Annotated in this window: 22 protein-coding genes and 1 other RNA gene; 12 read left to right on the top strand and 11 right to left on the bottom strand. The window is 38.4% G+C overall.

Annotated elements, in window-relative coordinates:
- The first annotated feature begins 276 nt into the window (after nucleotides 1-276).
- A complete protein-coding gene (locus I4641_RS14530) occupies nucleotides 277-2,127 on the top strand; it encodes a bifunctional serine/threonine-protein kinase/formylglycine-generating enzyme family protein (RefSeq protein WP_229641263.1) in 1,851 nt (616 codons plus the stop codon).
- 566 nt (nucleotides 2,128-2,693) lie between these two features.
- On the opposite strand, the gene I4641_RS14535 is transcribed toward I4641_RS14530, so the two are convergent.
- From I4641_RS14535 to lspA, 4 genes are all read right to left on the bottom strand, one after another.
- Nucleotides 2,694-3,968 (bottom strand): M16 family metallopeptidase, encoded by a 1,275-nt coding sequence (locus I4641_RS14535; RefSeq protein ID WP_229641264.1) that lies wholly within the window; start codon nucleotides 3,966-3,968, stop codon nucleotides 2,694-2,696.
- Between the two features lie 117 nt (nucleotides 3,969-4,085).
- Nucleotides 4,086-4,269, bottom strand: a non-coding RNA gene (ssrS, locus tag I4641_RS14540) — 6S RNA.
- Between the two features lie 146 nt (nucleotides 4,270-4,415).
- Nucleotides 4,416-5,495, bottom strand: coding sequence for a class II fructose-bisphosphate aldolase (gene fba / locus I4641_RS14545; protein ID WP_229641265.1), 1,080 nt, complete (start codon nucleotides 5,493-5,495; stop codon nucleotides 4,416-4,418).
- A gap of 154 nt (nucleotides 5,496-5,649) precedes the next feature.
- On the bottom strand, nucleotides 5,650-6,102 hold the full coding sequence (gene lspA / locus I4641_RS14550; protein WP_369426798.1) for a signal peptidase II: 453 nt from the start codon (nucleotides 6,100-6,102) through the stop codon (nucleotides 5,650-5,652).
- A gap of 103 nt (nucleotides 6,103-6,205) precedes the next feature.
- Here lspA and typA point away from each other — a divergent pair, with 103 nt between their 5' ends.
- Nucleotides 6,206-7,996, top strand: a complete 1,791-nt coding sequence (gene typA, locus I4641_RS14555; RefSeq protein ID WP_229641267.1) for a translational GTPase TypA — start codon at nucleotides 6,206-6,208, stop codon at nucleotides 7,994-7,996.
- A 110-nt stretch (nucleotides 7,997-8,106) separates the two neighbouring features.
- Here the strand turns inward: typA and I4641_RS14560 are convergent, their stop codons facing one another.
- Entirely contained in the window at nucleotides 8,107-8,694 is a 588-nt protein-coding gene (locus I4641_RS14560; RefSeq protein ID WP_229641268.1) for a hypothetical protein, read from the bottom strand.
- 373 nt (nucleotides 8,695-9,067) lie between these two features.
- Here I4641_RS14560 and I4641_RS14565 point away from each other — a divergent pair, with 373 nt between their 5' ends.
- Nucleotides 9,068-9,373 (top strand): hypothetical protein, encoded by a 306-nt coding sequence (locus I4641_RS14565; RefSeq protein WP_229641269.1) that lies wholly within the window; start codon nucleotides 9,068-9,070, stop codon nucleotides 9,371-9,373.
- Between the two features lie 109 nt (nucleotides 9,374-9,482).
- On the opposite strand, the gene I4641_RS14570 is transcribed toward I4641_RS14565, so the two are convergent.
- Nucleotides 9,483-9,959 carry a DUF4079 domain-containing protein gene (locus I4641_RS14570; RefSeq protein ID WP_229641270.1) on the bottom strand — a complete coding sequence of 159 codons (477 nt, stop codon included), beginning with the start codon at nucleotides 9,957-9,959 and terminating at the stop codon, nucleotides 9,483-9,485.
- A 73-nt stretch (nucleotides 9,960-10,032) separates the two neighbouring features.
- On the opposite strand from I4641_RS14570, the gene I4641_RS14575 reads away from it, so the two are divergent.
- Nucleotides 10,033-10,926: a S66 peptidase family protein gene (locus tag I4641_RS14575; protein ID WP_229641271.1), complete on the top strand. Its 894-nt coding sequence runs from the start codon at nucleotides 10,033-10,035 to the stop codon at nucleotides 10,924-10,926.
- Nucleotides 10,927-11,141: 215 nt separating this feature from the next.
- On the opposite strand, the gene I4641_RS14580 is transcribed toward I4641_RS14575, so the two are convergent.
- Nucleotides 11,142-12,338, bottom strand: a complete 1,197-nt coding sequence (locus tag I4641_RS14580) for an aminotransferase class V-fold PLP-dependent enzyme (RefSeq protein ID WP_229641272.1) — start codon at nucleotides 12,336-12,338, stop codon at nucleotides 11,142-11,144.
- Nucleotides 12,339-12,513: 175 nt separating this feature from the next.
- Between I4641_RS14580 and I4641_RS14585 the strand changes: the two genes are divergently transcribed.
- From I4641_RS14585 to bioF, 3 genes are all read left to right on the top strand, one after another.
- Nucleotides 12,514-14,079 (top strand): TM0106 family RecB-like putative nuclease, encoded by a 1,566-nt coding sequence (locus I4641_RS14585; protein WP_229641273.1) that lies wholly within the window; start codon nucleotides 12,514-12,516, stop codon nucleotides 14,077-14,079.
- Nucleotides 14,080-14,343: 264 nt separating this feature from the next.
- Complete coding sequence (locus I4641_RS14590) at nucleotides 14,344-14,565, top strand: hypothetical protein (RefSeq protein ID WP_229641274.1); 222 nt, start codon at nucleotides 14,344-14,346, stop codon at nucleotides 14,563-14,565.
- Nucleotides 14,566-14,593: 28 nt separating this feature from the next.
- Nucleotides 14,594-15,733, top strand: a complete 1,140-nt coding sequence (gene bioF / locus I4641_RS14595; protein ID WP_229641275.1) for an 8-amino-7-oxononanoate synthase — start codon at nucleotides 14,594-14,596, stop codon at nucleotides 15,731-15,733.
- Here the strand turns inward: bioF and I4641_RS14600 are convergent.
- Both I4641_RS14600 and I4641_RS14605 read right to left on the bottom strand, forming a co-directional pair.
- Nucleotides 15,716-16,162 (bottom strand): DUF309 domain-containing protein, encoded by a 447-nt coding sequence (locus I4641_RS14600; RefSeq protein ID WP_229641276.1) that lies wholly within the window; start codon nucleotides 16,160-16,162, stop codon nucleotides 15,716-15,718. The two genes, bioF and I4641_RS14600, sit on opposite strands and share 18 nt — an antisense overlap.
- A 20-nt stretch (nucleotides 16,163-16,182) precedes the next feature.
- Entirely contained in the window at nucleotides 16,183-16,551 is a 369-nt protein-coding gene (locus I4641_RS14605) for a ferredoxin-thioredoxin reductase catalytic domain-containing protein (protein WP_229641277.1), read from the bottom strand.
- Nucleotides 16,552-16,957: 406 nt separating this feature from the next.
- On the opposite strand from I4641_RS14605, the gene I4641_RS14610 reads away from it, so the two are divergent.
- On the top strand, nucleotides 16,958-19,204 hold the full coding sequence (locus I4641_RS14610; protein WP_229641278.1) for a response regulator: 2,247 nt from the start codon (nucleotides 16,958-16,960) through the stop codon (nucleotides 19,202-19,204).
- A gap of 216 nt (nucleotides 19,205-19,420) precedes the next feature.
- Here the strand turns inward: I4641_RS14610 and rpmB are convergent, their stop codons facing one another.
- Nucleotides 19,421-19,657: a 50S ribosomal protein L28 gene (rpmB, locus tag I4641_RS14615; RefSeq protein ID WP_229641279.1), complete on the bottom strand. Its 237-nt coding sequence runs from the start codon at nucleotides 19,655-19,657 to the stop codon at nucleotides 19,421-19,423.
- 227 nt (nucleotides 19,658-19,884) lie between these two features.
- Between rpmB and ndhC the strand changes: the two genes are divergently transcribed.
- From ndhC to I4641_RS14630, 3 genes are read left to right on the top strand one after another with little or no spacing between them, the layout of a single operon-like run.
- Nucleotides 19,885-20,247, top strand: a complete 363-nt coding sequence (gene ndhC / locus I4641_RS14620; RefSeq protein ID WP_229641280.1) for a photosynthetic/respiratory NAD(P)H-quinone oxidoreductase subunit C — start codon at nucleotides 19,885-19,887, stop codon at nucleotides 20,245-20,247.
- Nucleotides 20,244-20,978 (top strand): photosynthetic/respiratory NAD(P)H-quinone oxidoreductase subunit K, encoded by a 735-nt coding sequence (gene ndhK, locus I4641_RS14625; RefSeq protein ID WP_229641281.1) that lies wholly within the window; start codon nucleotides 20,244-20,246, stop codon nucleotides 20,976-20,978. Before ndhC ends, ndhK begins: the two co-directional genes overlap by 4 nt.
- The gene (locus tag I4641_RS14630) at nucleotides 20,965-21,498 is read left to right on the top strand and encodes an NAD(P)H-quinone oxidoreductase subunit J (RefSeq protein ID WP_229641282.1); all 534 of its coding nucleotides are present in this window, start codon (nucleotides 20,965-20,967) and stop codon (nucleotides 21,496-21,498) included. The genes ndhK and I4641_RS14630 overlap by 14 nt, the downstream gene beginning before the upstream one ends.
- A gap of 138 nt (nucleotides 21,499-21,636) precedes the next feature.
- On the opposite strand, the gene I4641_RS14635 is transcribed toward I4641_RS14630, so the two are convergent.
- On the bottom strand, nucleotides 21,637-22,611 hold the full coding sequence (locus I4641_RS14635) for a DMT family transporter (RefSeq protein ID WP_229641283.1): 975 nt from the start codon (nucleotides 22,609-22,611) through the stop codon (nucleotides 21,637-21,639).
- 141 nt (nucleotides 22,612-22,752) lie between these two features.
- On the opposite strand from I4641_RS14635, the gene I4641_RS14640 reads away from it, so the two are divergent.
- Entirely contained in the window at nucleotides 22,753-25,014 is a 2,262-nt protein-coding gene (locus I4641_RS14640; RefSeq protein ID WP_229641284.1) for a two-partner secretion domain-containing protein, read from the top strand.
- The last annotated feature ends 70 nt before the right edge of the window (nucleotides 25,015-25,084 follow it).

A 25,084-nucleotide genomic window follows, 5' to 3' on the forward strand; every position in this document is an offset into this window, starting at 1 on the left:
CATAGCAGCTTAATACTATATATAGAGTTTTATGAGATACTTTTTCATTTTAAACTCTACCTATAGTGCCGTCTCTTATTATGCAACAAGATCGGCAAGTGGGATAAAAGTTTTTTGCTTGTTGGGATTACCTTCTAACTTTTAAAAATTAAATAAAATTACGTAGAAAATTAAGCTAAAAATATAATTATTCAAATAAAGACTGAAGATTAACTGAGGCTCGATCGCTATTTTCCTGTTTATAATCAAAGGCGAATATTCGGTTGTATCGATAGTATGATTACTCAGTGCCTTAACCCTAACTGTCTTCACGTTAATCTTACAGATACAAAGTTATGCCAGCAATGTAATTCTACTTTGCTTTTGATGGATAGATATCGAGCTGTTAGTCTTTTAGGTCAAGGGGGTTTTGGTCGAACTTTTTTAGCAATTGATGAATTTAAACCATCTCAGCCACGTTGCGTGATCAAACAGTTTTTACCTGAAGTAAAAGGAAAAAAAGCCCTCAAAAAAGCAACTGAATTATTTGAAAGAGAAGCTGCTCGGCTCGATGAATTGGGCAAACATCAGCAAATTCCTGAGTTGTTGGCGTTTTTTAATCAAGAAGAACGTAAATATTTGGTTCAAGAATTTATTGATGGCGAAGATCTATCAAAAGAATTAAAAAATCAAGGTGTGTTCGATAGCAAAAAAATCAAAGAATTACTATTAGACTTATTATCAGTTTTAGATTTTGTGCATAATAACAATGTGATTCATCGCGATATTAAACCAGAAAATATTATTAGAAGAAAAAAAGATAACAAACTAGTTTTAGTCGATTTTGGTGCAGCTAAAGAAACTATGGGAGAAAATACTTCAGCGGTGGGAACAATTATTGGTTCTGCTGCTTATATTGCTCCCGAACAAGCAGTAGGAAAAGCTAAGTTTGCCAGCGATCTTTATAGTCTGGGTGCAACCTGCCTTCACTTATTAACCAATATCGAACCTACAGAACTTTTCGATGTTGCAGAAGGAGAATGGATCTGGCGCGACTATCTTCAAGATAATGAAATTGATTACGAACTCAGTCGCGTTTTAGATAAACTAGTAGAAGGCGCGACTAAACGACGTTTTCAATCGGTAAGTGAAGTATTAGCAGCATTGAGTGGCAATACAAATCCAAATTCTACCTATTCTTCTCGATCCGATCTTATTAAAGCTCAATATAGCAATCCCTCATCACATAAAAATCAAATTCCATCCACTAGAGTAAAAAAGCAAATTCAAAAACTAGAATTAAAAATCTTTGAATATGATTGGCAAACTATTGCTGACAATTCTGGTTTGATTATAGGTAAAAAATCTCACTTACAAACTTACCTCCATCATGGAAAAGCTAAGTACATAACTATTAATTTAGCTAAAGATATTACTTTAGATTTGATTGGTATCCCTGGAGGAAAATTTCTCATGGGTTCCCCTAACAATGAATTAGAAAGAGAAAAAGAAGAAAGCCCCCAGCACCAAGTTTCTGTTCGTCCTTTTCTATTTGGAAAATATCCTATTACTCAAGCTCAATGGCAAGCCATAATGGGTAATAATCCTGCTAAGTTTGTCGATTCAGATGTATCTTTAAGCAAAAAACCTGTAGAACGAGTATCTTGGTTTGATTGCAATTTATTTTGCGAAAAATTATCTCAAAAGATCGGTAGAGAAATTAGATTACCCACTGAAGCAGAATGGGAATATGCTTGCAGAGGAAAAACTACAACTCCCTTTCATTATGGCTCGACTATTGGTGCAGAATTAGCTAATTATAATGGCGAAGATGTTTATGGATCTGGCTTTGAAGGAGAAAATCGTCGCGAAACTACAGATGTCGATCGCTTTTCTCCCAATAGATTTGGTTTGTACGATCTTCATGGTAATGTAGCAGAATGGTGTGCTGACAGTTGGCACGATAACTATCATAATGCTCCTACAGATGGAAGTGCGTGGACTAATAATAATCCCAAGGATAGTCGCATTCTTCGAGGGGGTTCTTGGCTGCATTTACCAGGATCTTGTCGTTCTGCTCAAAGAATTAAATCCGATCCTAAAAGTAAATCTGATGCTTTTGGTTTTCGGATTGCTGCAAGTATTTAATTCCTCAAACTAAGATGAAAATTTTGATTACTTAAAGGCTTACGTTAGTTATAATAATCTCAGAAAAAGCTAGCTAAAATATTTAGTAAAAGTTAGCTAGCCAAATATCAATTTAATCTCGTTGAAAAACTATTAAACTGCCAGGCTTAATAGTTTTTTTCATTGGCAAAATAAGCGATAGTTCCTAATCCTACCCCCATAATATATCCAGCCGTAATTACAACAACTAGCGCGATCTCATAGGAAGATAATATCATCACCAAACCTCTTGATAATTTACACACACAATCTAGCAATTAAGTCAATAAATATCAATAAATATTAACGATCCCTGGCAATTGTTACATATAGCAATAAATAATTAATCAATCAGATTAATTATGAAGACACTATGGAAAAGTGCTATTCTTCGTCTGAAGATACCTTGAAGTGTTTTATAAAATCTAGCTGATTGCAGGATTAAGATGAGAATTCTCGACTAAAATATTTCAATTATGAGAGAAATTTACAGCTAAAAGTCGATTGAAAGCGATCGCTAAAGATCCCCATCATGATTATTACTGTGATTATGCAGGTTTTAAAATCGTGATTGCGTAACATTCGGGAGATAAATAATTACTAGCGATCGCTTGAAGTTCTTCTGACTGTAGCTTACTGACAATCTGGGGATATCGTGCAGAATCGGCAGCAGTAGCTACTATATTATAAAAACCATAAATACTGGCTAGCTGACTGGGAGTTTCAGTAGAAAAAATATAGTCGTTGATTAGTTGTCTTTTAGCGCGAAGAATTTCAGTTTCAGGAATCGGATCTTTTTGCAGTCGTTCTAAGCGATCGCTAATAATATTTTCCACCATCTCCAAATTTGCTGTTTCCAACCAAGCTGCGATCGTAAACATACTAGAATCTTTTTGCAGAGATAAATTACAATCAATATCCATCACCAATTGTCTTTCTTCTCGCAATTCTCTGACTAACCCCGAACTACGCCCACCAGATAAAATTAGAGCAATTAAATCTAGGGCGATCGCTTGAGTTAAATTTTGCGCTCCAGGACATACCCAAGCCATCAAAAGACGAGCTTGTTCGATGCGAGGAAGATGTAATTCCTGACGGCGAACGGCGATAGCTGCTGGTTCGGCTTCCACTATTACGGGAGGACATTCAGAACGGACGCTAAAATCGCTAAAATTTTCATTAACCAACGCCAAGGCTCGTTCTTGTTCGACACCACCAACAATGACTACTGTCATATTTTCTGGCTGATAGTGAGTGCGGTGAAAACAGCGCATCTGATTGGGAGTATGCTCTAACAACAATTCTTCATCTCCTAATATCGAGCGTCGGTAGGGATGACACTGATAGGTATTCTGACATAAAGCTTGAAATCCCAAAAAATCAGGATCGTCATTACTAGAATAAATCTCTTCGATAACAACCTCTCGTTCGCGAACAAATTCCTCATCGGCAATATTAGCGCGCAATAAAATATCTGCTAAAGCTGGTAGAGTTTTTTCTAAATGAGGTGCAGCAGTAGTTAAATAAAAATGGGCATAATCATAGCTAGTAGCTGCGTTGGCTATTCCTCCCGTATTTTCGATGAGCCAATCAAATTCACCTACCATTACATTAGGAGAACCTTTAAAAATCATATGCTCCAAAAAGTGTGCCATTCCCGACCATTTTGTCGGTTCGGCGATCGCACCTGCTTGCACCCAAATATCAGCTACTACTACAGAAGTCGCTGGTAAGTATTGATGAATAATGGTCAATCCATTACTTAACTCAAATGTTTTGGCGTTAAATGGAGCGTTATAGACAGATTGCGATAATATTGGCATCAAATAACTAGAGGAGCGTTAATTTAGCTAATCATATCTTTTCTATAATGCTGTTCTTGTTACATTTGTGACAAAATAATTTTACAATTTCAAGTTTTGTAGAGATCGAATGTAAGATAGCCCACCGCCACGCCGTTTTACCTAAGTTTATGACCTGGAAGTCCAGGGTGGGAATTGGCTGCCTTTATATCCATTTCCGAGTACATGCTCGGTATACTTCCATAAAAACTATTGCTACTCCCTCATAAATCAAGCATAGATCAATAAACTTGGAAGGTAGTCACCAACGCGGTAGTGGTACTTTATACATGATAATCAGTTTTTCAAATTTAGCAAGAAAATTAGTCGTAAATTTGATAATAAATAAAAATGAGTAGTTATGATAACCACTCATTTCTAATTATTTGTTCGACTTATATCCCGAACATCAATTTCAAAACTTGCTTTCTATACGGAAACAGTTGTTTTGTTACCAGTAGACAATTCGCCTTTAGCGTATTTAGCAGCATAATCGTCTAAAGAAACTTGTTTGATTTTGCTTGCATTACCAGCAGTACCAAAAGCTTCATAACGTCTAAGACATACAGTTTTCATGTATGCGATCGAAGGCTTGAGGAAATGACGGGGGTCAAAGTTAGAAGGATCTTTGAAAGCTGCTTCACGGATAGCAGCAGTGATAGCCAAACGGTTATCAGTATCGATGTTAACCTTGCGAACACCACTCTTGATACCTTTTTGAATTTCTTCTACAGGTACACCATAAGTTTCAGGAATTTTACCACCATTAGCATTAATGATGTCGATCCACTCTTGAGGTACGGAGGAAGAACCGTGCATTACCAAGTGTACGTTGGGTAGACGACGGTGAATTTCTTCAATTCTGCTGATAGCTAGAATTTCGCCAGTAGGTTTGCGAGTGAATTTATAAGCACCATGACTAGTACCAATAGCAACAGCTAGAGCATCTACTTGAGTGCGCTCAACGAATTCTACCGCTTCATCGGGATCGGTCAAAAGTTGTTCTTTGCTCAACGTTCCTTCAAAACCGTGACCGTCTTCTGCTTCGCCTTGACCAGTTTCTAATGAACCCAAGCAACCAAGTTCGCCCTCAACACTAGCACCAACAGAGTGAGCCACTTTAACTACTTCTGCGGTTACGTTTACATTGTATTCAAAACTAGCAGGAGTCTTAGCATCAGCTTCTAAAGAGCCGTCCATCATGACGCTAGTAAAACCATTGCGAATCGCAGAATAGCAAGTGGCAGGGCTGTTTCCATGATCTTGGTGCATGGCGATCGGAAGGTGAGGATAGCTTTCCGCTGCCGCTAGTACTAGGTGACGTAGGAAATTTTCTCCAGCATATTTACGTGCGCCACGAGAAGCTTGTAAGATTACTGGGCTGTCAGCTTCGTTGGCAGCTTCCATAATGGAGATAATTTGCTCCATGTTATTAACGTTATAAGCAGGAATACCATAACTGTTTTCAGCAGCGTGTTCTAAAAGCAAACGCATTGGGACGAGCGCCATATATATTCTCCCTAATTTATATCTTTGTCAAATAGTTAAGTTTTTAAGAAATTTTAACTTCTTACTTGTCAATCTTAAGATATTTTTTACATCTAGACTAATTTAATTTGTTAGTTCATCGAAAAATTGTTGCGTCTTATTGAATTTTTAAAATTTATGACTTACTAAAAGTAGCCAGTAAGAGTAAGACTACTCCAACATTGATCGATACATCCGCTATATTGAAAACAGGAAAATTGATTAAGCGAAAATCTAAAAAATCTACTACATAACCAAATAAAAAGCGATCAATCCCGTTACCTACAGCCCCTGCCAAAACAAATCCATATCCTAATTGTTCTAGCAGAATCATCCTGGGACTGTACCAAACAAAAATAATCAACAATAAACTAACGATCAAAGAAACCCAGCGCAAGATCTCGACTTGTCCGCTAAATACGCTAAAAGCAGCACCCGTATTAATTACATAAGTTAGATGAAATACTCCTTCCCACAGGGGAAAAGTATTGTTGACTGTGGCAAATTCCCTGACAATTGAGTATTTTGTTAGTTGATCGAAAATAATCCCGATAATAGTAACCAGCCAAAAAATTCGTTTGCGCTTCATTAATCTATTTCTCATAGCATTCAAATATCAATAAAAACAGAACTGAGTTATAATTGTTAAGAAATTTTGAGCTAACGACACAAAAGTCTATAGACCAATCCTTATGTCTCTTCCTATTCGCAACATTGCAATCATTGCTCACGTCGATCACGGTAAAACAACTCTTGTAGACGCGCTACTCAAACAATCGGGTATTTTCCGCGAAGGCGAAGACGTACCAGATTGTGTCATGGACTCTAATGACCTCGAACGAGAACGAGGAATCACTATTTTGTCCAAGAATACAGCAGTTAGCTATCAAGACACCTTAATTAATATTGTTGATACTCCTGGACACGCAGATTTCGGTGGAGAAGTAGAGCGCGTTTTGGGTATGGTGGACGGTTGCGTATTGATCGTTGATGCTAACGAAGGACCTATGCCACAAACCCGCTTCGTACTCAAGAAAGCTTTAGAAAAAGGCTTACGTCCTATTGTTGTAGTTAATAAAATTGATCGTCCCCGCGCTCATCCTGATGGTGCAGTAGATAAAGTGTTCGATTTGTTTGTAGAATTGGGTGCAGATGACGACCAGTGTGACTTTACTACTCTTTATGCTTCTGGTTTAGAAGGCTATGTTAAAGAAGCATTAGAAGAAGAAGGGGTAGATATGCAGCCTTTGTTTGAAGCAATTCTCAACCATGTCCCGCCACCAGCAGGAGATGTGGACAAACCTTTACAGTTGCAGGTAACTACTCTAGATTATTCTGATTATTTAGGTCGCATTGTGATTGGTAGAATCCACAATGGAGTTTTGAAAGCTGGGCAACAAGCAGCATTAATCAAAGAAGATGGCAAAGTTGTCAAAGCTAAAATCTCTAAGCTTATGGGCTTTAAAGGATTAGCTAGAGTTGAACTACCAGAAGCAGGTGCGGGTAATATTGTGGCAGTCTCTGGTTTTGCTGACGCCAATATTGGGGAGACTATCACTTGTCCTAACGAACCTCAAGCTTTGCCTTTAATTAAGGTAGACGAACCAACTTTACAAATGACTTTCTCGGTTAATAATTCTCCATTTGCAGGACAAGAAGGTGATTTTGTAACTTCTAGACAAATTCGCGATCGCTTGATGCGAGAATTGGAAACTAATGTGGCTCTCCGTGTGGAAGATGGAGATTCGGCAGAGAAATTCTTGGTTTCTGGTAGAGGAGAATTGCACTTAGGGATTTTAATTGAAACGATGCGTCGTGAAGGCTATGAGTTTCAAGTATCCCAACCACAAGTAATTTATCGCGAAATTAAAGGCAAACCTTGCGAGCCTTTTGAATATTTAGTATTGGATGTTCCTGAAGCTGCTGTAGGAAGCTGTATCGAACGTCTCGGACAGCGCAAAGGCGAGATGAAAGATATGCAGAATAATGGCGGACGCACTCAGCTAGAATTTGTCATTCCTGCTAGAGGTTTGATTGGTTTCCGTGGTGATTTTGTCAGAATTACTCGCGGAGAAGGGATTATGAATCATAGTTTCTTAGAGTATCGTGGTTTCTCTGGCGAATTAGAAACTCGTTACAATGGGGTGATTACTGCTTTTGAGGAAGGTGTAGCGACATTTTATGCCCTTAAAAATGCTGAAGATCGAGGAGTATTCTTCATCACTCCAGGGACTAAGGTTTACAAGGGTATGATTGTTGGGGAACACAATCGCCCTCAAGACCTTGAATTAAACGTTTGTAAAGCCAAGCAATTGACTAACCACCGCGCTGCTAGTGGAGATGAATTGGTACAGCTACAAGCACCTACAGAAATAAGTCTGGAAAGAGCTTTGGAATATATTGGTGCTGATGAATTGGTGGAAGTTACCCCTGAATCTATTCGTTTGCGCAAGCTAAATACTAAGAAATTAGCTAAAAGATAGATTAAATTCCTCGTAGTTGAGTTAATTTGTCTAGAAGTTTCAGTAAATCATAAAAATATATTAAGGGTAGTTATTAATAACTACCTTTTTTCTTTAGATATAATTGTTAATTACTCATAGTTGAAATCATCTTGAATATTTTCCTGGAATTCTAATTCCAAACTATCTCTCCCAAACGTTTCTAAATATAGTTCCCATTTTGGAGGATTGCTGACAGAATTGTATTTATAAGTTGCCAAACATTGTTTTTTTTGGTTGAAAATATTGAGACTATAGCCGTGTTTTCTAACTACTGTGCCGAATTGATTTACAAATCGATATCGTCCAAAATAATCTAAAAGCGTCCATAATTGCCAATTAACAGTTAAGTTTATTTGCTGTTTTTGAGGATAAGTCAGCCAATTTTGAATCAAATTACCGTCAAAAGGATCGAACTGCTCTGCTGCCCACCAAATGCTTTCTTGAGGAATATCTGCATTCGTATTTCTTCGGTTGATTGCTTTAAGATCTTTTTCTATTTTGGTTCGATCTTTAGAATCATTGATAAATGGTAAGGATGAATGAATCACACCGTCGCAACTGGCGATCGCTTTTATTCCAGGTTCGGAGAAAGTATTCAAAGCGATCGCCGATTTGGTGATTAATAAAACCGATAGTCCTATTAAGTTAATTAATAGTAATAGATAGTATCTATTCATAAAAGATTTAATAGACAATAGTTATCAGTTAATTGCATCAAAAATTCTTACTTTTAAATAAGTAAGTAAGTAATAAAACCAAAGTTAGGTATTCAATTATAATTAAATATTTGATGAATTTAAAAGCCTATAAATCTTCAAACTATTGTTGGTCAACACTTTGAGCCAATAAAGTAAAATATTTGCTACTTGATGTGATTTTTTTGATCGACTACTAGGGGTGTGCGATCAAATGAATATAATAATTACAACTTTTGTCTTGTAATGAAATTTTGACTACTTGATTGAATATTCTGTAGTTATTATTATCTAAACGCGCAAAGTATTCTAAAAAGCCAACTTCATAGATTTTATTCGTTCTGTCTTTAGTAATATGCCACAAGAAAAACCCAATGTACCAAAACAACTACGTTTAGGGAGGACTAGAAATTCTATCGAAAGAAAACCGCCTGAAGCTAGTGGGGGGTCTGGATCTATTCGGACTAATTTTCAGGAAATTAATTGGACTCCCAGCAAATTAACCATTACTATAATTCTTCTGTGTATTCCTTATATTGTAGCGATTATTGTATCTTTAGCAGTTAAAAATTATTTGATTGCTGGAGTATTTGTGGGTATAGGATTTTTGGTCGTAGGAATGTACTTTCTTCTCCGCTATTTGGAAAGATCGGATTTTTGAAAGGTCGACTTTTTTTTGATTAATCAGAAAAGACTTGTCTGAATTTACAGACAAGTCCTGATCGGTTTATTCCAAAATAATATAGATAATACTTGTCGGTTTTAAAAGCTCAAGACATCATGCGATCGAGAATTTTTTGCACGATCTGCATTCCAGTAAGAGCTTGCCAACCAAACAACCCTAAAAGCACAATATTCAAGGAAACATGAGTATTACGAGCTAAGTCATTACCCTTTTGCATATAGGGTACTAAAGATGCAGAAATAGCGATTAGACAAGTCATTCCCAAACCTGCTAGTAGATGAGGTCCGACAAATAGCTTACCGTTATTAATATAGGTAACTGCCATACCACCAATATTTCCTACTACCATCAAGGCTAACAAAATTGACCCCATTTTGTGGTGTCTTTGACTAAAATTCTGTTTAATTAATTCTTTTCTGGTTTCTTTGTCTGCACTACGAACTTTAGAACTTTTAACTCCGAGATACAAAGCATAAATAGTAATGCCAAACAGTGTCCACATTAAAATTGGATGACCAAATTGCGACCAGGTTTTTATTCCTTCAGGAATTTCCAATGCCATGATGTTCTCCTCTCTAACTTGTATAATCTAAAGACTTTATAAAAATTAACTTAACATATATTGATATTTCTAAATGATTAAACCCTATCAATTGCCTCCTTTGCTTAAACCTGGAGATTTAGTTATGGCGATCGCTCCTAGCGGATCGCTTAAAACAACTGATGCTTTGGAAAAAGGAATTGCTATTTGGCAGGAGAGGGGTTATAGAGTAGAACTAGGTAAAAATTATCAGTCTTGTTATGGTTATCTGGCAGGAAGAGATCGCAATCGTCGGGAAGATATGACCACAGCTTGGCAAAACCCAGAATGTAAGGCAATTATTGCTATTCGTGGTGGTTATGGAGGAGCAAGATTACTAGAAGACTGGAGTTGGTCGACTAACAAGAGAAAATGGATTATCGGATTTTCTGACATTACTAGTTTGTTGTGGAGTTTGGCAACAGTAAATATTTCTAGCCTTCACGCGCCCGTATTAACCACCCTTGCATCCGAACCCCCGTGGGCGATCGACCGAATGTTTGATTATTTAGAAACTGGCAAAATAAAACCTCTACAAGGCAAACCAGGAAAAGGAGGAGAAACTACAGGAATATTATTACCCGCCAATTTGACTGTAGGTATTCACCTTTTAAACACGCCCCTTCAGCCAAGTTTTAAGGGGGCGATCATCGCTCTGGAAGATGTTACCGAGTATCCCTATCGTATTGATCGAATGTTGACCCAGTGGCGCATGATGGGGGTCTTTAAAGAGATAAAAGGAATTGCTCTCGGTCGCTTCAGTCGCTGTGAACCGTATCCAGGTACTAAAAGCTGGACAATTGCCGAAGTTTTACGAGATCGCCTTGAAGATCTAAATATTCCTCTTGTTTACGACTTGCCCTTCGGACACGATGGAGTCAATGCAGCCTTGCCAGTAGGACAAGTAGTTACTCTCAATGGAAATACGGGTATTTTGAGTTGGGAATAAAAAATAACGAAAGATCGATCAATTGAAATAATTCCTGGAATAAAAGCCGAACCGCTTTTGCTGCTATTCTCATACGCGCTAAACGGATAGGTTTACCCGTCGCCTTTTCGCGATCGCAAAAATCAACAATCAATCCTCAAAAAAATAAGTCACAATACTTAATTGGATAATTTCGCGTACAATCTTTACGAACAATGCTAAGTACTTAGGCAAAATTAATTATCAGTTAATAATTGTTTGTCGATCGCCGATACAAGGCGATCGCATTCTTCTTTTAAAGTGAGATAATGAACGCAAGCGCGAATACAGTCTGGATCGGCTATTGTTCTTAAAAGAAAGCCTTGTTTTTCTAGATCGTCGACCATTTTTGCGTGTTCTATGTCCGCTACAGTAAAGGAAATTAATCCAGCTTCGGGAGGAGTATTTTTCAGACAGCTAAGGCGATTTATTGTTTGCAGTTGCGCCCAAAGATATTTACTAATTTCACAAATTCTTTGATATCTTTGTTTGGAAGTACCCCAAGATTGATGTAAAGCGATCGCATTTCTCAAGCCTTCGTATTCGGGGTATGCTGAAGTAGCTACTTCGTATTTTGTACCGTCTTGCTTCCAGGCAATAGGTTTGCCCTTCCCATCCATTTTTACCCCACGCCAGCCGATAAAGGTCGGATTTAAGTGCCCAAAAGCCTCTTTACTAATATACAATCCGCCGACCCCCGCAGGACCACAAAGCCATTTATGTCCTGTAAAAGCATAGTAGTCTACTTCTAATTCTGGTAAGTTAAGATCTAATGAACCGACTGACTGTGCAGCATCTACCATCAACCTAACGGTATGTTTGGCTGGATAGTTGTGACAAGTTTGGGCTATTTCTTTGAGGGGTAATACTTGTCCTGTATTCCAGAGTAAATGACTCAAAACTACCAGGCGCGTATTCTCTGTCAGATGAGCGCGAATTATCTCTACAGGATCGCTATCATTTAGACTATCCATAATCGGACATATTGTTACTTCTACCCCGAAACGTCGGGTTATCTCTTCAACCGTAGCAATGATACCTGGGTGTTCGCAGTCGCTCATCAAAATGCGATCGCCGTTTTGCCAGTCTACCCCCCACAGGGCGATATTACATCCTGCGGTAACATTTTCAGTAATGGTAATGGTTTGGGCTGTTGTATTAAGTTCTGTTGCGATCGCTTCTCGTAAAGCATTAATTTTGTCAGTCAGCCAACTGTTTATTTGACCAGAAAAAGGTCCTACTTGTTGGATATATTTATGGGTATCAATAATGGCGTTTAATGCAGCATCGGGCATCGTACCTTGACCACCAAAGTTAAAATAGGTTTTGTTAACTAATCCTGGGAATTTTTGGCGATGTTCTTGGAGATCGTTTGACGATAAACTATTATTCATAAATAATATCTTGCTCTGTGGCGAACCTTTGTTAGTATATCGATATTTCTCCGTTAATATTCAGCAACTCAATTTTTGGGGAAGCAAAACTGCTATCTGGCAAAAAAAACAGGAATTTATCCTTTCCTTAATTGATGACACGCTTTACTTATTTCTTTTGCTTCCCTGGTTATAAATGCTAATTACCGACCATCTTTTACTAAACTATAAACGCTGTAACCGTCGTACCTTTCTCGAAATTTATGGCGATGTTCAACAAAGAAATACTGAAAAAGATTTTATCATCAAACTAAAAAGAGAAAATCAAACTCATATTACTAATACGATCCGAAATCGATGGATTGATACTCAAGATGGCGATATATTCAATTTTCAACAACCCCAAGCTTCAAGGAGGGATTGGCAACTAAATGCAGCTCAGACAATAGAACTGATGGCAGATGGTGCTGAATACATTATTCGAGGTACTTTAAGTGTTACTTTACCTCAATGGCAAACATTATTTGATAATAATTTTGTTGAAAGTAATTTGGCATTCCAGCAGCAAGAATTTTTCCAAAAAGTTACTTTTACTGCTGCCCCAACTTTATTAATTAAACAACCTGGAAGTTCTAGGTTTGGAGACTGGGAATATATCCCCGTTAATATCAAACTCGGTCGTCGCTCTAAACCCGAATATAAATTAGTTTCTGCCTTTCACAGTCAGCTTTTAGGTATTATTCAAGAACGCATTCCAGAGCGTTCGCAATTAATTTTAAAAGATGAAAATGATTACTTTATTAATCTGGATATTTGGCTGATAAAAATGCAGGAAGTTATAGTTGAATGTCTGGCAATGTTAGCCCAGAAAAACGAGCCTGAAGTATTTATTTCTCGGCAAAGATGCAGTCTTTGTAGTTGGTATAATTATTGTTATCAAATAGCAAAATCAGCCAATCATTTATCTTTAGTACCAGGAGTCACTCCCAAACGCTATGAATATATGCAAAATATTGGAGTTGACAATTTTGAATCTTTAGTAAATGTATCTGAAACAAAATTAGCCCAAATGTTTGACGATAATATTGCTCGTCAACTGAAACAACAGACTATGGCAATTAAAAGCGATCGCCCTCTAGTACGTTCTGATTTTGATTTAATTAATACCCAACCCATCCCTACAGGAGTATTTGAAATCTATTTTGATATAGAAGCAGAACCCGAAAGAAAAATCGATTATTTGCTTGGGGTTCTATTAATAGATCGCTCTAATAATACAGAAAAATTTTATGCTTTTGTCGCCGAAAAACCAGAAGATGAAGGTGAAATGTGGCAAGATTTTTTAGATTTTATGGCTCTTTATCCCGACGCACCAATCTTTCACTATTCAGAATATGAAATAGATACGATCAAGCGTCTTAGCAGTCTTTATCATACCCCTCAAGCTATTACTAAAGAGCTAATATCTCGTTTAGTAGATTTACATTTATGGGTGATAGAATCGACTATTTTTCCTGTGGAAAGCTATTCCCTCAAAGCATTAGCCAACTGGATTGGTTTTTATTGGCGAGAAACCACAGGAAGTGGCGATCAATCTGTCTGTTGGTACGATCGTTGGTTGGCTACTGGCGATCGAGCTTTGTTAGAATTAATTCTAAGTTATAATGAAGATGACTGTCGTGCAACTCGTCATTTAAAAGACTGGTTATTAGATTTTTTAGAATATCAAAGAACTCAGTTAATTGTTAATAGGATATTTTAGTTATAAATACTTAGTTTAAATACTTGGTAAATATCGAAAACTAAAGTTGTATTAAGAAAATTTACAATATTCATAATTAGCTCAGAAATGACCGATTTTTTCGGGAATCCCACGCTAAATTAGAAGAGTAAATGATAAACACAAGTTATGAAACTAATAAGTAAAGTTTATCTACATAGCTGGCAAGGTTAAGAGAAAACAAATTCAAAAGCTACCCTTTTCCCTCAAAGCACACCAATAATTAACCCTCACCCCACGATCCCTATGTTTCCTATACTATTATTCGTCACTGCTATAGCTAATATTGTTATTTATCTCCGCACTTCTAACGATATATTTGCCCTGCTTGGTGTTGGGATGTCGGTTGTTTGTTTAATTTGGGGTCTAGTTATCGCGCACTGGTCGATCCATATTTTAGCTTTGGTCGCACTATTCTTTTTTGTCAAACCAGTATCCGTAGCTACGGTTAGTTCTCGCTATAAATAATGTTCGTAGCTGTTAAAAAGATAATGTTTTGGTAAATCCTTATAGTTGGCTAGACAAATCTTTAGAGACGATACATCGTGCTAATTGGTATCGTTCGGTAAAAGCGATCGCGGGGAAGCCAGGAGCAATTGTAGAACTAGCAGGGAAACCTGTAGTTAATTTTGCCAGCAATGATTATCTGGGATTAGCAGGAGACGAAAGATTAATACAAGCTGCGGTTGATGCGACACAAGCTTATGGTACGGGTAGTACGGGATCTCCGTTGACCAGTGGACACAAAGACTTACATCGCGACTTAGAAAAAGCGATCGCATCTTTAAAACAAACTGAAGACGCCCTTGTATTTAGTTCTGGTTATTTAGCCAACTTGGGGGCGGTATCTGCTTTAGTCGGACAAAGAGATTTAATTTTAGGGGATCTATACAATCACTCCAGTCTAAAAAAAGGAGCAATTCTCAGCGGTGCGACGGCAATTGATTATCAGCATAACGATATTGCCGATCTGCGCTATAAATTAATCGAGCATCGCAGTTTATATCGTCGTTGCTTGATTGCGACTGATAGCGTCTTTAGTATGGATGGGGATCTATGCCCTTTGCCCGAATTAATTGCGATCGCCGAAGACTTTCAATCTATGCTATTGGTAGATGAAGCCCACGCCACGGGAGTTATGGGAAAAACGGGAGGGGGTTGTGTCGAACACTTCAACTGTACTGGTACAGAATTAATTCAAATCGGTACTCTCAGCAAAGCTTTAGGAAGCTTGGGGGGATATGTTGCGGGTAGCGCAGTTTTAATTGATTTCTTACGCAACCGCGCAGCAAGCTGGATCTATACTACTGGCTTATCTCCCGCAGATACCGCAGCAGCCACCAAAGCCATTGAAATAATCAAACAAGAACCCCAGAGAAGAGAACAACTTTGGCAAAACATTAATTATCTCAAGCAGAAATTATCCTCTCAGGATCTTCTACCCTCGGAGTCGCCGATCCTCTGCCTCAATTTAAATACCCCAAAAGCAGCTTTAAACAAATCTCAACAACTAACCCAAGCTGGCATATTTGCCCCTGCAATTCGCCCACCTACAGTGCCTACCAGTCGTATTAGATTATCATTAATGGCTACTCACCAGCGATCGCATTTAGATCGTTTAATTAGTAGTTATTGAAATATAAGGAATCTGACAACTAGCAAACAGATTATTTAATAAATCGTCATCCAACGGTGAAACATCCTTTCCTGACTGTTTTTTTTGTAACTGCTGAAAAAACTCCGTAGTTTTTCCTGGTGGTAGCTGCTGCAAAGCTTGTAACAATTGACTGGCTTGTTCTAACAACAGTTCGACGTTAACCCCTTCGTAATCTGGTTGATAATCGCACAACCGTCTAACAGCTTCCCCCAAAAGAATAATCGCCCCCCGTAGATTATCATTACTCAGGTGGTAGCAACCCACCGCTACCTGTAAAATCCCTTGATAAAACCTTTTATCAACTTCTTCTGCATCTACCCATATAGCTTCTAGGGTATCGTGACAAGCATAAAACTCTTGTTGATTAAATTCAGCAATTCCTCGCTTAAATTCTCGTGACTTTACCATATTATTATTGTTATTATTTACTACATCTGCTGGCAGAGTTCGTTAATTTGTTCTGTAGTAATCTCTTGAGTATCCCCTGCAAAAGCATTATCGGGAGTTAGAAATAACATGCAGTGACATTTTTTTTCTTCCCGCATTGGCACACAAGGACAATTCCAGTAAGCCTTTTTAACTTCTGCTGCTTTATCTTCATAATGACGACAAGGACACAAAGGCGAACCCAATTCTTCCTTATGTTGGGCTAATCCCTTAATTACCGCAGCAGTTACCGCTAAATTGCTACAAAAATAAGTATCAGTGCGACTGGCATACTTTTCGGCAAATTTCCTCATCGACTCTAGATTTTTGCCTTGACTTTGACCTGTAGGGGTTGATTTTGGCGTAGTCATAATTTTCCCAGATTGAGATTAAATATTTTTGAGTCTTATATTTTGTCAGGTTGTGTGGAATCGAGCAAACACTATCCTTGACTATTCAGGATTACACAGTATTTCTCAAAATCTGAGAATATTTATGAAAAATTATTAATCTAATATTCAGGGAGTTCTATATGTCGGAAATGTAAAATGTTAGTTATAAAGGACTAGTTATGTTAAAAATTTGAGTTATTTTGGTGTGTTTAATGCAGAATTGCGTAGAAACTTTATTCAAGAAAGTATCGATCTCAATTTTCAACATTAGAGTTTAAGTGCTTACCAACAGTTTTTGTGACCTACTCAACATTACTTGTATTGTTTCTTTTAGAAGCTAGCCCACAGCCAAATATTTTAGATAAGTTACTAATCATCTTTCATTATGAACTCATCCAGCAATGGTAAAAGTGATCGCCCTAATAATGGTGAAAATTCCAATCTTCCCGATAAGATTGCGGTGTTGATCGTAGACGATCAGAAAATGATTAGGGAAGGATTAAAAGCCCTAGTTAAAACTGAAGAAGATATTGAAATAGTTGGTGTTGCCGAAAATGGCGAACACGCCGTCAAACAAGTAGAATCCCTCAAACCAGATGTTGTCTTAATGGACATGGAAATGCCTGGTATGAATGGGATGGAAGCTACAAAACTAATTTGCCAGCGTTTCCCCGATGTCAAAGTATTAGTTCTCAGTACCTTCGATACTCAAGAATATGTTTCTCGTTCTCTCAGTTCTGGCGCAATGGGTTACTTGCTGAAAGGAACTCCCGCCAAAGAATTAACTGACGCGATTAGATCGGTTCATCGCGGTTACGCTCAAATTGGGCCAGGAATCTATCGCAACCTATCATCCCTGCCTCAAATAGAAGAAGCTCAAAAACTTCCTGCAATGTCTTCTATTAGTCTGACACCTCCCGAAGAAAAGAGTCGTCCAGAACGTTCTTATCCCAAGGGAGAATTGGTTACGACAAATTCCGCTAAAGAATTGGATGCTTTAGTTAAGCGTAATCCTGCTTCTGCTAAAACCCGTAAGTTCGAGCAAACAGTAATTTTACGCCGTTCCCCTAAATGGTCTAGATATACTATTTGGGGAATTATGGGAGTCAGCGCATTTGCGGTTATTTGGTCTTATTTTGCCAAAATAGAACAGGTAATTCCCGCCCAAGGACAAATACAACCTTCAGGAAAAGTACAGGAAATACAAGTCCCCACCAACGGGGTAGTACAGGAAGTCAAAGTAGAAGAAGGGCAAAGAGTCGAAAAAGGTGATGTCCTACTACTTTTAGATGCAACAACTTCTCAGGCGCAAGTTGACTCTCTCAATCAAGTCCGCAAATCTTTGGTTCAAGAAAATAAATTTTATCGAGCTTTGTTGGCAGGAGATATTGATGCGAGTAATATAGATGGCGCGATCGCATCTTTAGAAATACCTAGAGAAATTGCCTACCTGACCCGCAATAGAGCCGAGCTCAAAGACGAAAACGAACTGTTTCAAAATCTTTTGGGTAATTCTAATAGAGCCATGAGTCCCGAGCAACAGGCTAGATTGGAAACTTCTCAAGCAGATATCAGCGAAAGAACAACTTCTGCTAGGTTGGAAGTCGAACAGCTAGAAAAACAGCTAGAGCAAAATAAAATTCAGGTAGAAGATACTAGAGCGCAGCTAGCCACAGGAAAGCAGAACCTTAAAGAAATCAAAGAGCGTAACACGGAAGCCATGACTCAAGCCAAAGAAAGCTTGGCAATTGAAGAACAAACTCTCAAGGCTATTTTGCCCGTATTTAAAGAGGGCGGACTTTCTAAAATTCAAGTCGATCAACAGCAACAAAGAATCAACGATCGCAAAGCTGCCATCAATGACGCTCTTAAAGAGGGTAACTTAGAACGCGATCGCCAGCAACAGCAAGTAACAACCCTGCAAGCAGAAATTCAACGTCTGCTCCAAGAAGAACAAAGATTAACTCTCGATATTTCCCAAGCTAGACAGCAGTTAAATAACACTACTACCCTATCTAAAAAAGATTTATTAGATCAAATTGCGGCTAACCGCAAACGACTTTCAGAGATTGATAGTCAACTCAACAAAACTATTGTTGAAAACGACAAACGTATTGCTGAAATTAACAGCCAAGTTAGTAGTGCCGCGATGAATCTCAAGTATCAAACCATTACAGCCCCCGTCACTGGAGATGTGTTTGACCTAAGAGCCTATTCTGGCTACGTTCCCCCTTCTGGTCAAAATGCCCCACCAGTATTAAAAATTGTTCCGACGGAAAATTTGGTTGCGGAGATATTTATCAGCCCTAAAGACATTGGCTTTGTCAAAAAAGGTATGGACACTGACGTGCGTATTAGTGCTTTCAACTATAGCGACTATGGCGATATTGACGGCAAGGTGAAGTTTATCAGTGCTAGTGCCTTAGAACCCGAACCACCCTATGATTTTTTCCGTTATGTGGCTAAAGTCGATTTGGAACAAGACTATTTAATAATTAATGGTGAGAAACAATATATCCAGCCTGGAATGGAAGTTCAAGCCAATGTGAGAATTAATAAGGATCGTACTGTCTTCCAGTTATTTACCAGTAAATATAAAGGTGGAATTGATAAATTCCAAGAAGTAGAATAACCAACTCCAATTATTTTGTATATTTTTACCAAGGCGTTCGATCTCGAACGTCTTTTTTAAATTCAAATAAAAATTCTCTAACAAAATTGCAGCCATCATACAATAATCGAGATCGTTTTGACTGCTTCAAACAGAAAATAGAATCTAAAAATTAAAGATGAAGACTGCGAGTGTTTTAATATAAAGCTGTTTCTTTACCAATTGCCAAAATCAAACTTAGTGCTTATTAAGATTAATACCAGCTTCTTTAGCCATTGCACCAATACCTTTTTTTTCTAAAGTTTTGATTGCTTTAGTCGATAAACGCAGTCTAACCCAGCGATTACCTTCTGCCCACCAAACTCTTTTCCACTGCAAATTTACGCCCTGTAATTTTTTAGTACGACGGTGAGAGTGAGAAACCGCCATTGCGTTGTTGGCTTTTTTGCCTGTTATTTGACACCTGCGAGCCATGATTAGCCTCCGATTATATTCCACGATCCATCATTATAGCCAAGATCGGACTATGACTCTAGTTTTATTACTATATTATCTGTAACCTATTTCAAAAAGGCGTACCGAAGGAAAGCTTAGCTTATCGCTCTTTCGTTTCTCCTTTCCTAACATCCATTACAATTATTAAAAGTTAACCAGTATAGTAAAAACATACACAATCCACAATAGGGAGTGAGAGATAAAAATTGTTTGTTCTCAACGGTTATGAATATTTTCTAGGCTTCTTGCTAATCTGTAGTGCAGTTCCAGCACTCGCTCTAACTGCCTCTAAATTATTAAGACCTAGCAACGGCGGGCCAGAACGTCAAACAACCTATGAATCTGGGATGGAACCCCTCGGTGGAGCCTGGATTCAATTTAATATCCGCTATTATATGTTTGCTTTGGTATTCGTCGTCTTTGATGTAGAAACAGTATTTTTATATCCCTGGGCAGTAGCTTTTAGTCGTTTAGGGTTGCTAGCCTTTGTAGAAGCCCTCATTTTTATTGCCATTTTGGTAATTGCTTTGGTTTATGCGTGGAGGAAAGGAGCTTTAGAGTGGTCATGAATTCCCCAATATTTGAACAAAATCAGCAAGAAAAAATTCTCAATCCAATTAGTTCCAGTGCGGTAACTCAGGATTTATCAGAAAACGTAATTTTAACTACAGTAGATGACCTTTATAACTGGGCAAAGCTATCTAGTTTGTGGCCCATGCTATACGGTACGGCTTGCTGTTTTATTGAATTTGCAGCCCTGATTGGCTCTAGATTCGATTTTGACCGCTATGGTCTAGTACCTCGTTCTAGCCCCCGTCAAGCGGATTTAATTATCACCGCAGGCACAGTTACCATGAAGATGGCCCCCGCATTGGTTCGTCTTTATGAAGAAATGCCCGAACCCAAATATGTGATTGCAATGGGTGCTTGTACGATCACGGGAGGAATGTTTAGCAGTGACTCTACCACTGCCGTTAGAGGGGTAGATAAACTAATTCCTGTAGACGTTTATATTCCTGGTTGTCCTCCTCGCCCTGAAGCTATTTTTGATGCCATTATTAAATTACGCAAAAAAGTTTCCAACGAATCTATCCAAGAGCGTGCGACTGTTTTAGAACAGACTCATCGTTATTACAGCACCAGACATAACATGAAGATGGTCGAGCCAATTTTGACTGGTAAATATATTCAGTCAGAAACTCGCCAAGCACCACCAAGAGAACTAGCCGAGGCAATGGGAATGCCCCTACAAGCGATCGAATCAGCAGAAACAGAGGAGGCAAAACGTGGCGGAAAATAAGAAGGAAAATCAAAATCCTGAAGAAACAGGAGCAGATTTAGTAGTTGCCGGTCAGACTTCCACTTGGCTGACAGAAAATGGTTTTGATAATGAAGCCCTTTCTCCTGATGTTTCTAATGTGGAAATGATTAAGGTAGATGCAGAGTTATTATTGCCCATAGCTACCGCTTTGTATGCTTATGGTTATAATTATCTCCAGTGTCAGGGTGCTTACGACCTCGGTCCAGGAAAAGAGCTAGTCAGCTTTTATCATTTGGTTAAAGTTGCTGATGATGTGGAAGAGATCGAAGAAGTTCGATTGAAAGTTTTTCTTCCCAGAGAAAATCCTTCTGTTCCTTCTGTGTATTGGATCTGGAAAGCAGCAGATTGGCAAGAGCGTGAAAGCTATGATATGTACGGCATTGTTTATGAAGGACATCCTAACCTCAAGCGCATTCTGATGAATGAGGATTGGATCGGTTGGCCTTTACGCAAAGATTATGTATCTCCTGATTTTTACGAACTACAGGATGCTTATTGATTGGCGAACAATTGACAAATAATAACAAATAATAATTGTCTTGATGTCGTAACTAGCTTTTGAAAATTATTGAGTGTAGAGATTGAAAATGATATCTCTACACTTTTTTTGTTTTCGATCGCAAGAAAAGAAAAGATATTAAATACTTTCACCCTTAACTGCCTTAAACTTAGCAGCGATCGCATCTCTTTGATTGATTAAATAAATACTAACTACAGTTAACAAGACTCCTACAGATTGGAGGGGACTTAAGACTTCGGCAAGAATAATCGTGCCAAACAATAAAGCAAAAATAGGAGTCAAGAAAGTTAAAGCACTCAAACTAGTCAGATTTCCTTTGGAAGCCAGATAAAAGAAAATCCCATAAGCGATCGCACTACCAAAAACCGTCGCATATCCTAAGGCTAACCAATTCTCGATCGAAAGGTTGTTCCATTGCTCTGTTTCTCCCAGCCAAGATAAGCCAAACAAAGGTAGTCCGCCCAAAATCATATGCCAACCCGTAGCTACGACAGGATCGCTATGACGACTAATATAAGGAATCATTACCGTTCCCACCGCCATGGATAAGGAAGCCAACAACATCAACCATTCACCATTATCAAACAATCCCAGCCAATTGATATTTACTGCCTCTAAATCCCCCGCAAAAACGCTGTAGATCCAACGATCTGGCAAGCCAATTAGACTAATTCCCAATACCCCAATACCCAGCCCCAACCAACCCCAGAAGCCAATAATTTCGCCAAACAATAAACTAGATAATAAAGCCACTGCCAAAGGTTGGGAATCAATCATCACCGAACCCAAACCAGCACCAGTTTTGACAATTCCTTGGGCTAAAAAACCTTGAAACATCGCTCCATCCACTAAAGCAAAAGCCAAAATCCACAGCCAAGCGGTAATAGTTTTCGGCTGGGGTAGTTTTAAAATAGCTGCTACCAACAACACCAAAAACCCTGCGGGAACAAGTCGCACTCCCGCTATGAAAAAAGGTGTCGTATTAGGAATAACACTCTTCATTGCTACCATTGCCGTTCCCCAAAGGAAAAAAGGGGCAATTAAAAGCAAAGCTCTGGGAAATGATGAAGTTGAATTGGAACTGAGTTGCATTCTTGATTTGAGATTAGATACTGCCTGTATATGAGTTTACTTAATTCTCAGCAAGTTTGTACTTTTGTTAAGCAAATTCCTCTTGCCAATTAATCCATTACTTAAGTTAATATTGCGTAAGGTCTTTTTAGGATTGTTACCATGCTGCCTACTAATTTTGCTAGTTGTGAATTTAAAGTTAGTACTACCATCGTGGTAACTTTAGGCTTTTTTTTGCATTGTAACGATGTGCGATCGCAGGTAATTAGCGACCAAACAGCCAATACTCAAGTTAAGGTAATCGATAATACCGCCCATATTATTGGAGGTACGCAAGCTGGAGACAATCTTTTTCATAGCTTTAAGCAATTTTCTTTAGAGACAAATGGAATTGCTAGTTTTGACCATAGTGCGGATATTAATAATATATTTACCCGCATTACGGGGGGGAATATTTCGGAAATTGATGGTTTAATTCGGACTCAAAATGACGCTAATTTGTTTTTGATTAACCCAGCGGGAATTATTTTTGGTGCAAATGCCCAGCTAGATGTGGGAGGATCTTTTATCGCTACCACAGCAGAGAAAACGATCTTTGAAGATGGTCAAGAATTTAGTGCGGTTGCTCCCACAGAACCACCTATTTTAACTATTAGTTCTCCTATTGGATTGCAGTATGGTGTGAATGGAGAAATTGCAGTATTGCCCAATGCCAATCGAGGAGGTAACAATCCTACTGCTGGCTTGAGCGTGAAATCGGGAAATACTTTGGCATTATTAGGAGGGGATATTACGATTAATCGTAATAATCTTAATGCGATCGCTAGTAATGTTGAAATTAGCAGTGTTAGAAGTGGCAAAATCGATCTACTACAAAACGATCGCGATTGGCAGTTTGGTTACGATCGCGCTTTAGAGTACGGCAGAATTGATTTTGATAATAGAGCGTTGATTGATAGTAGTGGAGTTGTCAATTTTCGGGGAAAAACGATTAATTTTACGGCTAGTTCGGGAATACGTAACTTTACCGATCTTAGTGGTAATGGAGGAATTATTAAGCTAGAGGCTACCGAATCAGTAAATTTGGATAGTAGCTTTCTCTTTACTCAAGTAGGGCAACTAGGCTCGAATTTAGAACAAGCGATCGCAGGTATGGGGGGTGATATCTTTATTGAAGCGGTCAATATTTCTCTTGCTAATGGTTCGATTATTTCTGCTGGTACATTAAGCGAAGGTGCAGGGGGGAATATCACCCTAGAAGCTTTAGAGACTATAGAATTATCGAGTATCTTGGACCGTAATCCATCTATTGTGAGTACCTCTACTCAGGGAATGGGAGATGGAGGACAAATAGAAGTGAACGCGGGTAAATTGATTATTGGCGATGGCAGTCAAATTCAAGCCCTAGCAGGGGGTGGTGCGGGGGGAACAATTACGGTCAATGCCACCGAATCTATCGATATATCGGGAACGGGAATTTTGCGATCACAAGATAGGTCGGGCAATTTGACGGAAACTCTCTTAAATAGTGGTTTTGCTGCTTCTTCGGGAATTGAAAATCTACCATTAGAACAACAACCCCCAGGAGAAAGCGGAAGTTTAATTATGAATACCCCAGATTTAACCATAGAAGATTCGGCGCGGATTTCTGTAAGTAATTATGGTCTGGCTAATGCAGGAGATATTAAGCTAAATATTGGTAGCTTGAGCTTAGATACCGCAGGAGAAATTATCGCCAACACTGCATCGGGGGAAGGAGGTTCAATTAATATTGTGGCTGAAAATGCGATTACTTTAGAAAATAACAGTTCTGTCTCTACTACCGCAGAACAAGATGGTAATGGGGGCAATATTTTTATCGAAGCAGATAATTTACTTTTATTAGAATCCGATCGCCTGAGTGCGGATGCTCAACAGGGAAGCGGAGGTAATATTAGCATTGATACTCAAGGTTTTTTTATCGATCCTAACAGTACTATTACCGCTAGTTCCGCAGTTGAAACCCAAGAAGGCACGATTAAAATAATTACTTTAGACCTGAATTCTAGACTATTTATGGGGTTTGAAGAATATTCGCCTCTAGTAGCAGAAGATTATATTCGTACGGGCTGTGGCGCGGGGGAAGATTTGGCTAAAAATAGCTTTCGTAATATTGGACGGGGTGGTATTCCTTATAACCCTACCCAAGAAATGGCAAATTTGGATACCTTAAAGGATTTTGGCAAGGCTAACAAAAGTTCAAAATCGTTTCCAACTAAGATTAAAAATACTTTTGAGCATTCTCCATCAAGCGATCGCTCTATAATATCTGAAGCTAATGCTTGGAAAGTAAATTCCCAGGGAAAAATAGAATTAGTTGCCCAACAAAATATCAATACGTTTAATTATTTATCTAATTATTTATCTGTTTGTCGAACTAATTAATCGGCTCTACTGAAGCTAAGCTTAGACGCACCTAGTTTAGGTTATAATCAGGGAAAAAAAAGAGCGATCG

The sequence above is a fragment of the Waterburya agarophytonicola KI4 genome (assembly GCF_020640915.1).
GTDB lineage: Bacteria > Cyanobacteriota > Cyanobacteriia > Cyanobacteriales > Xenococcaceae > Waterburya > Waterburya agarophytonicola.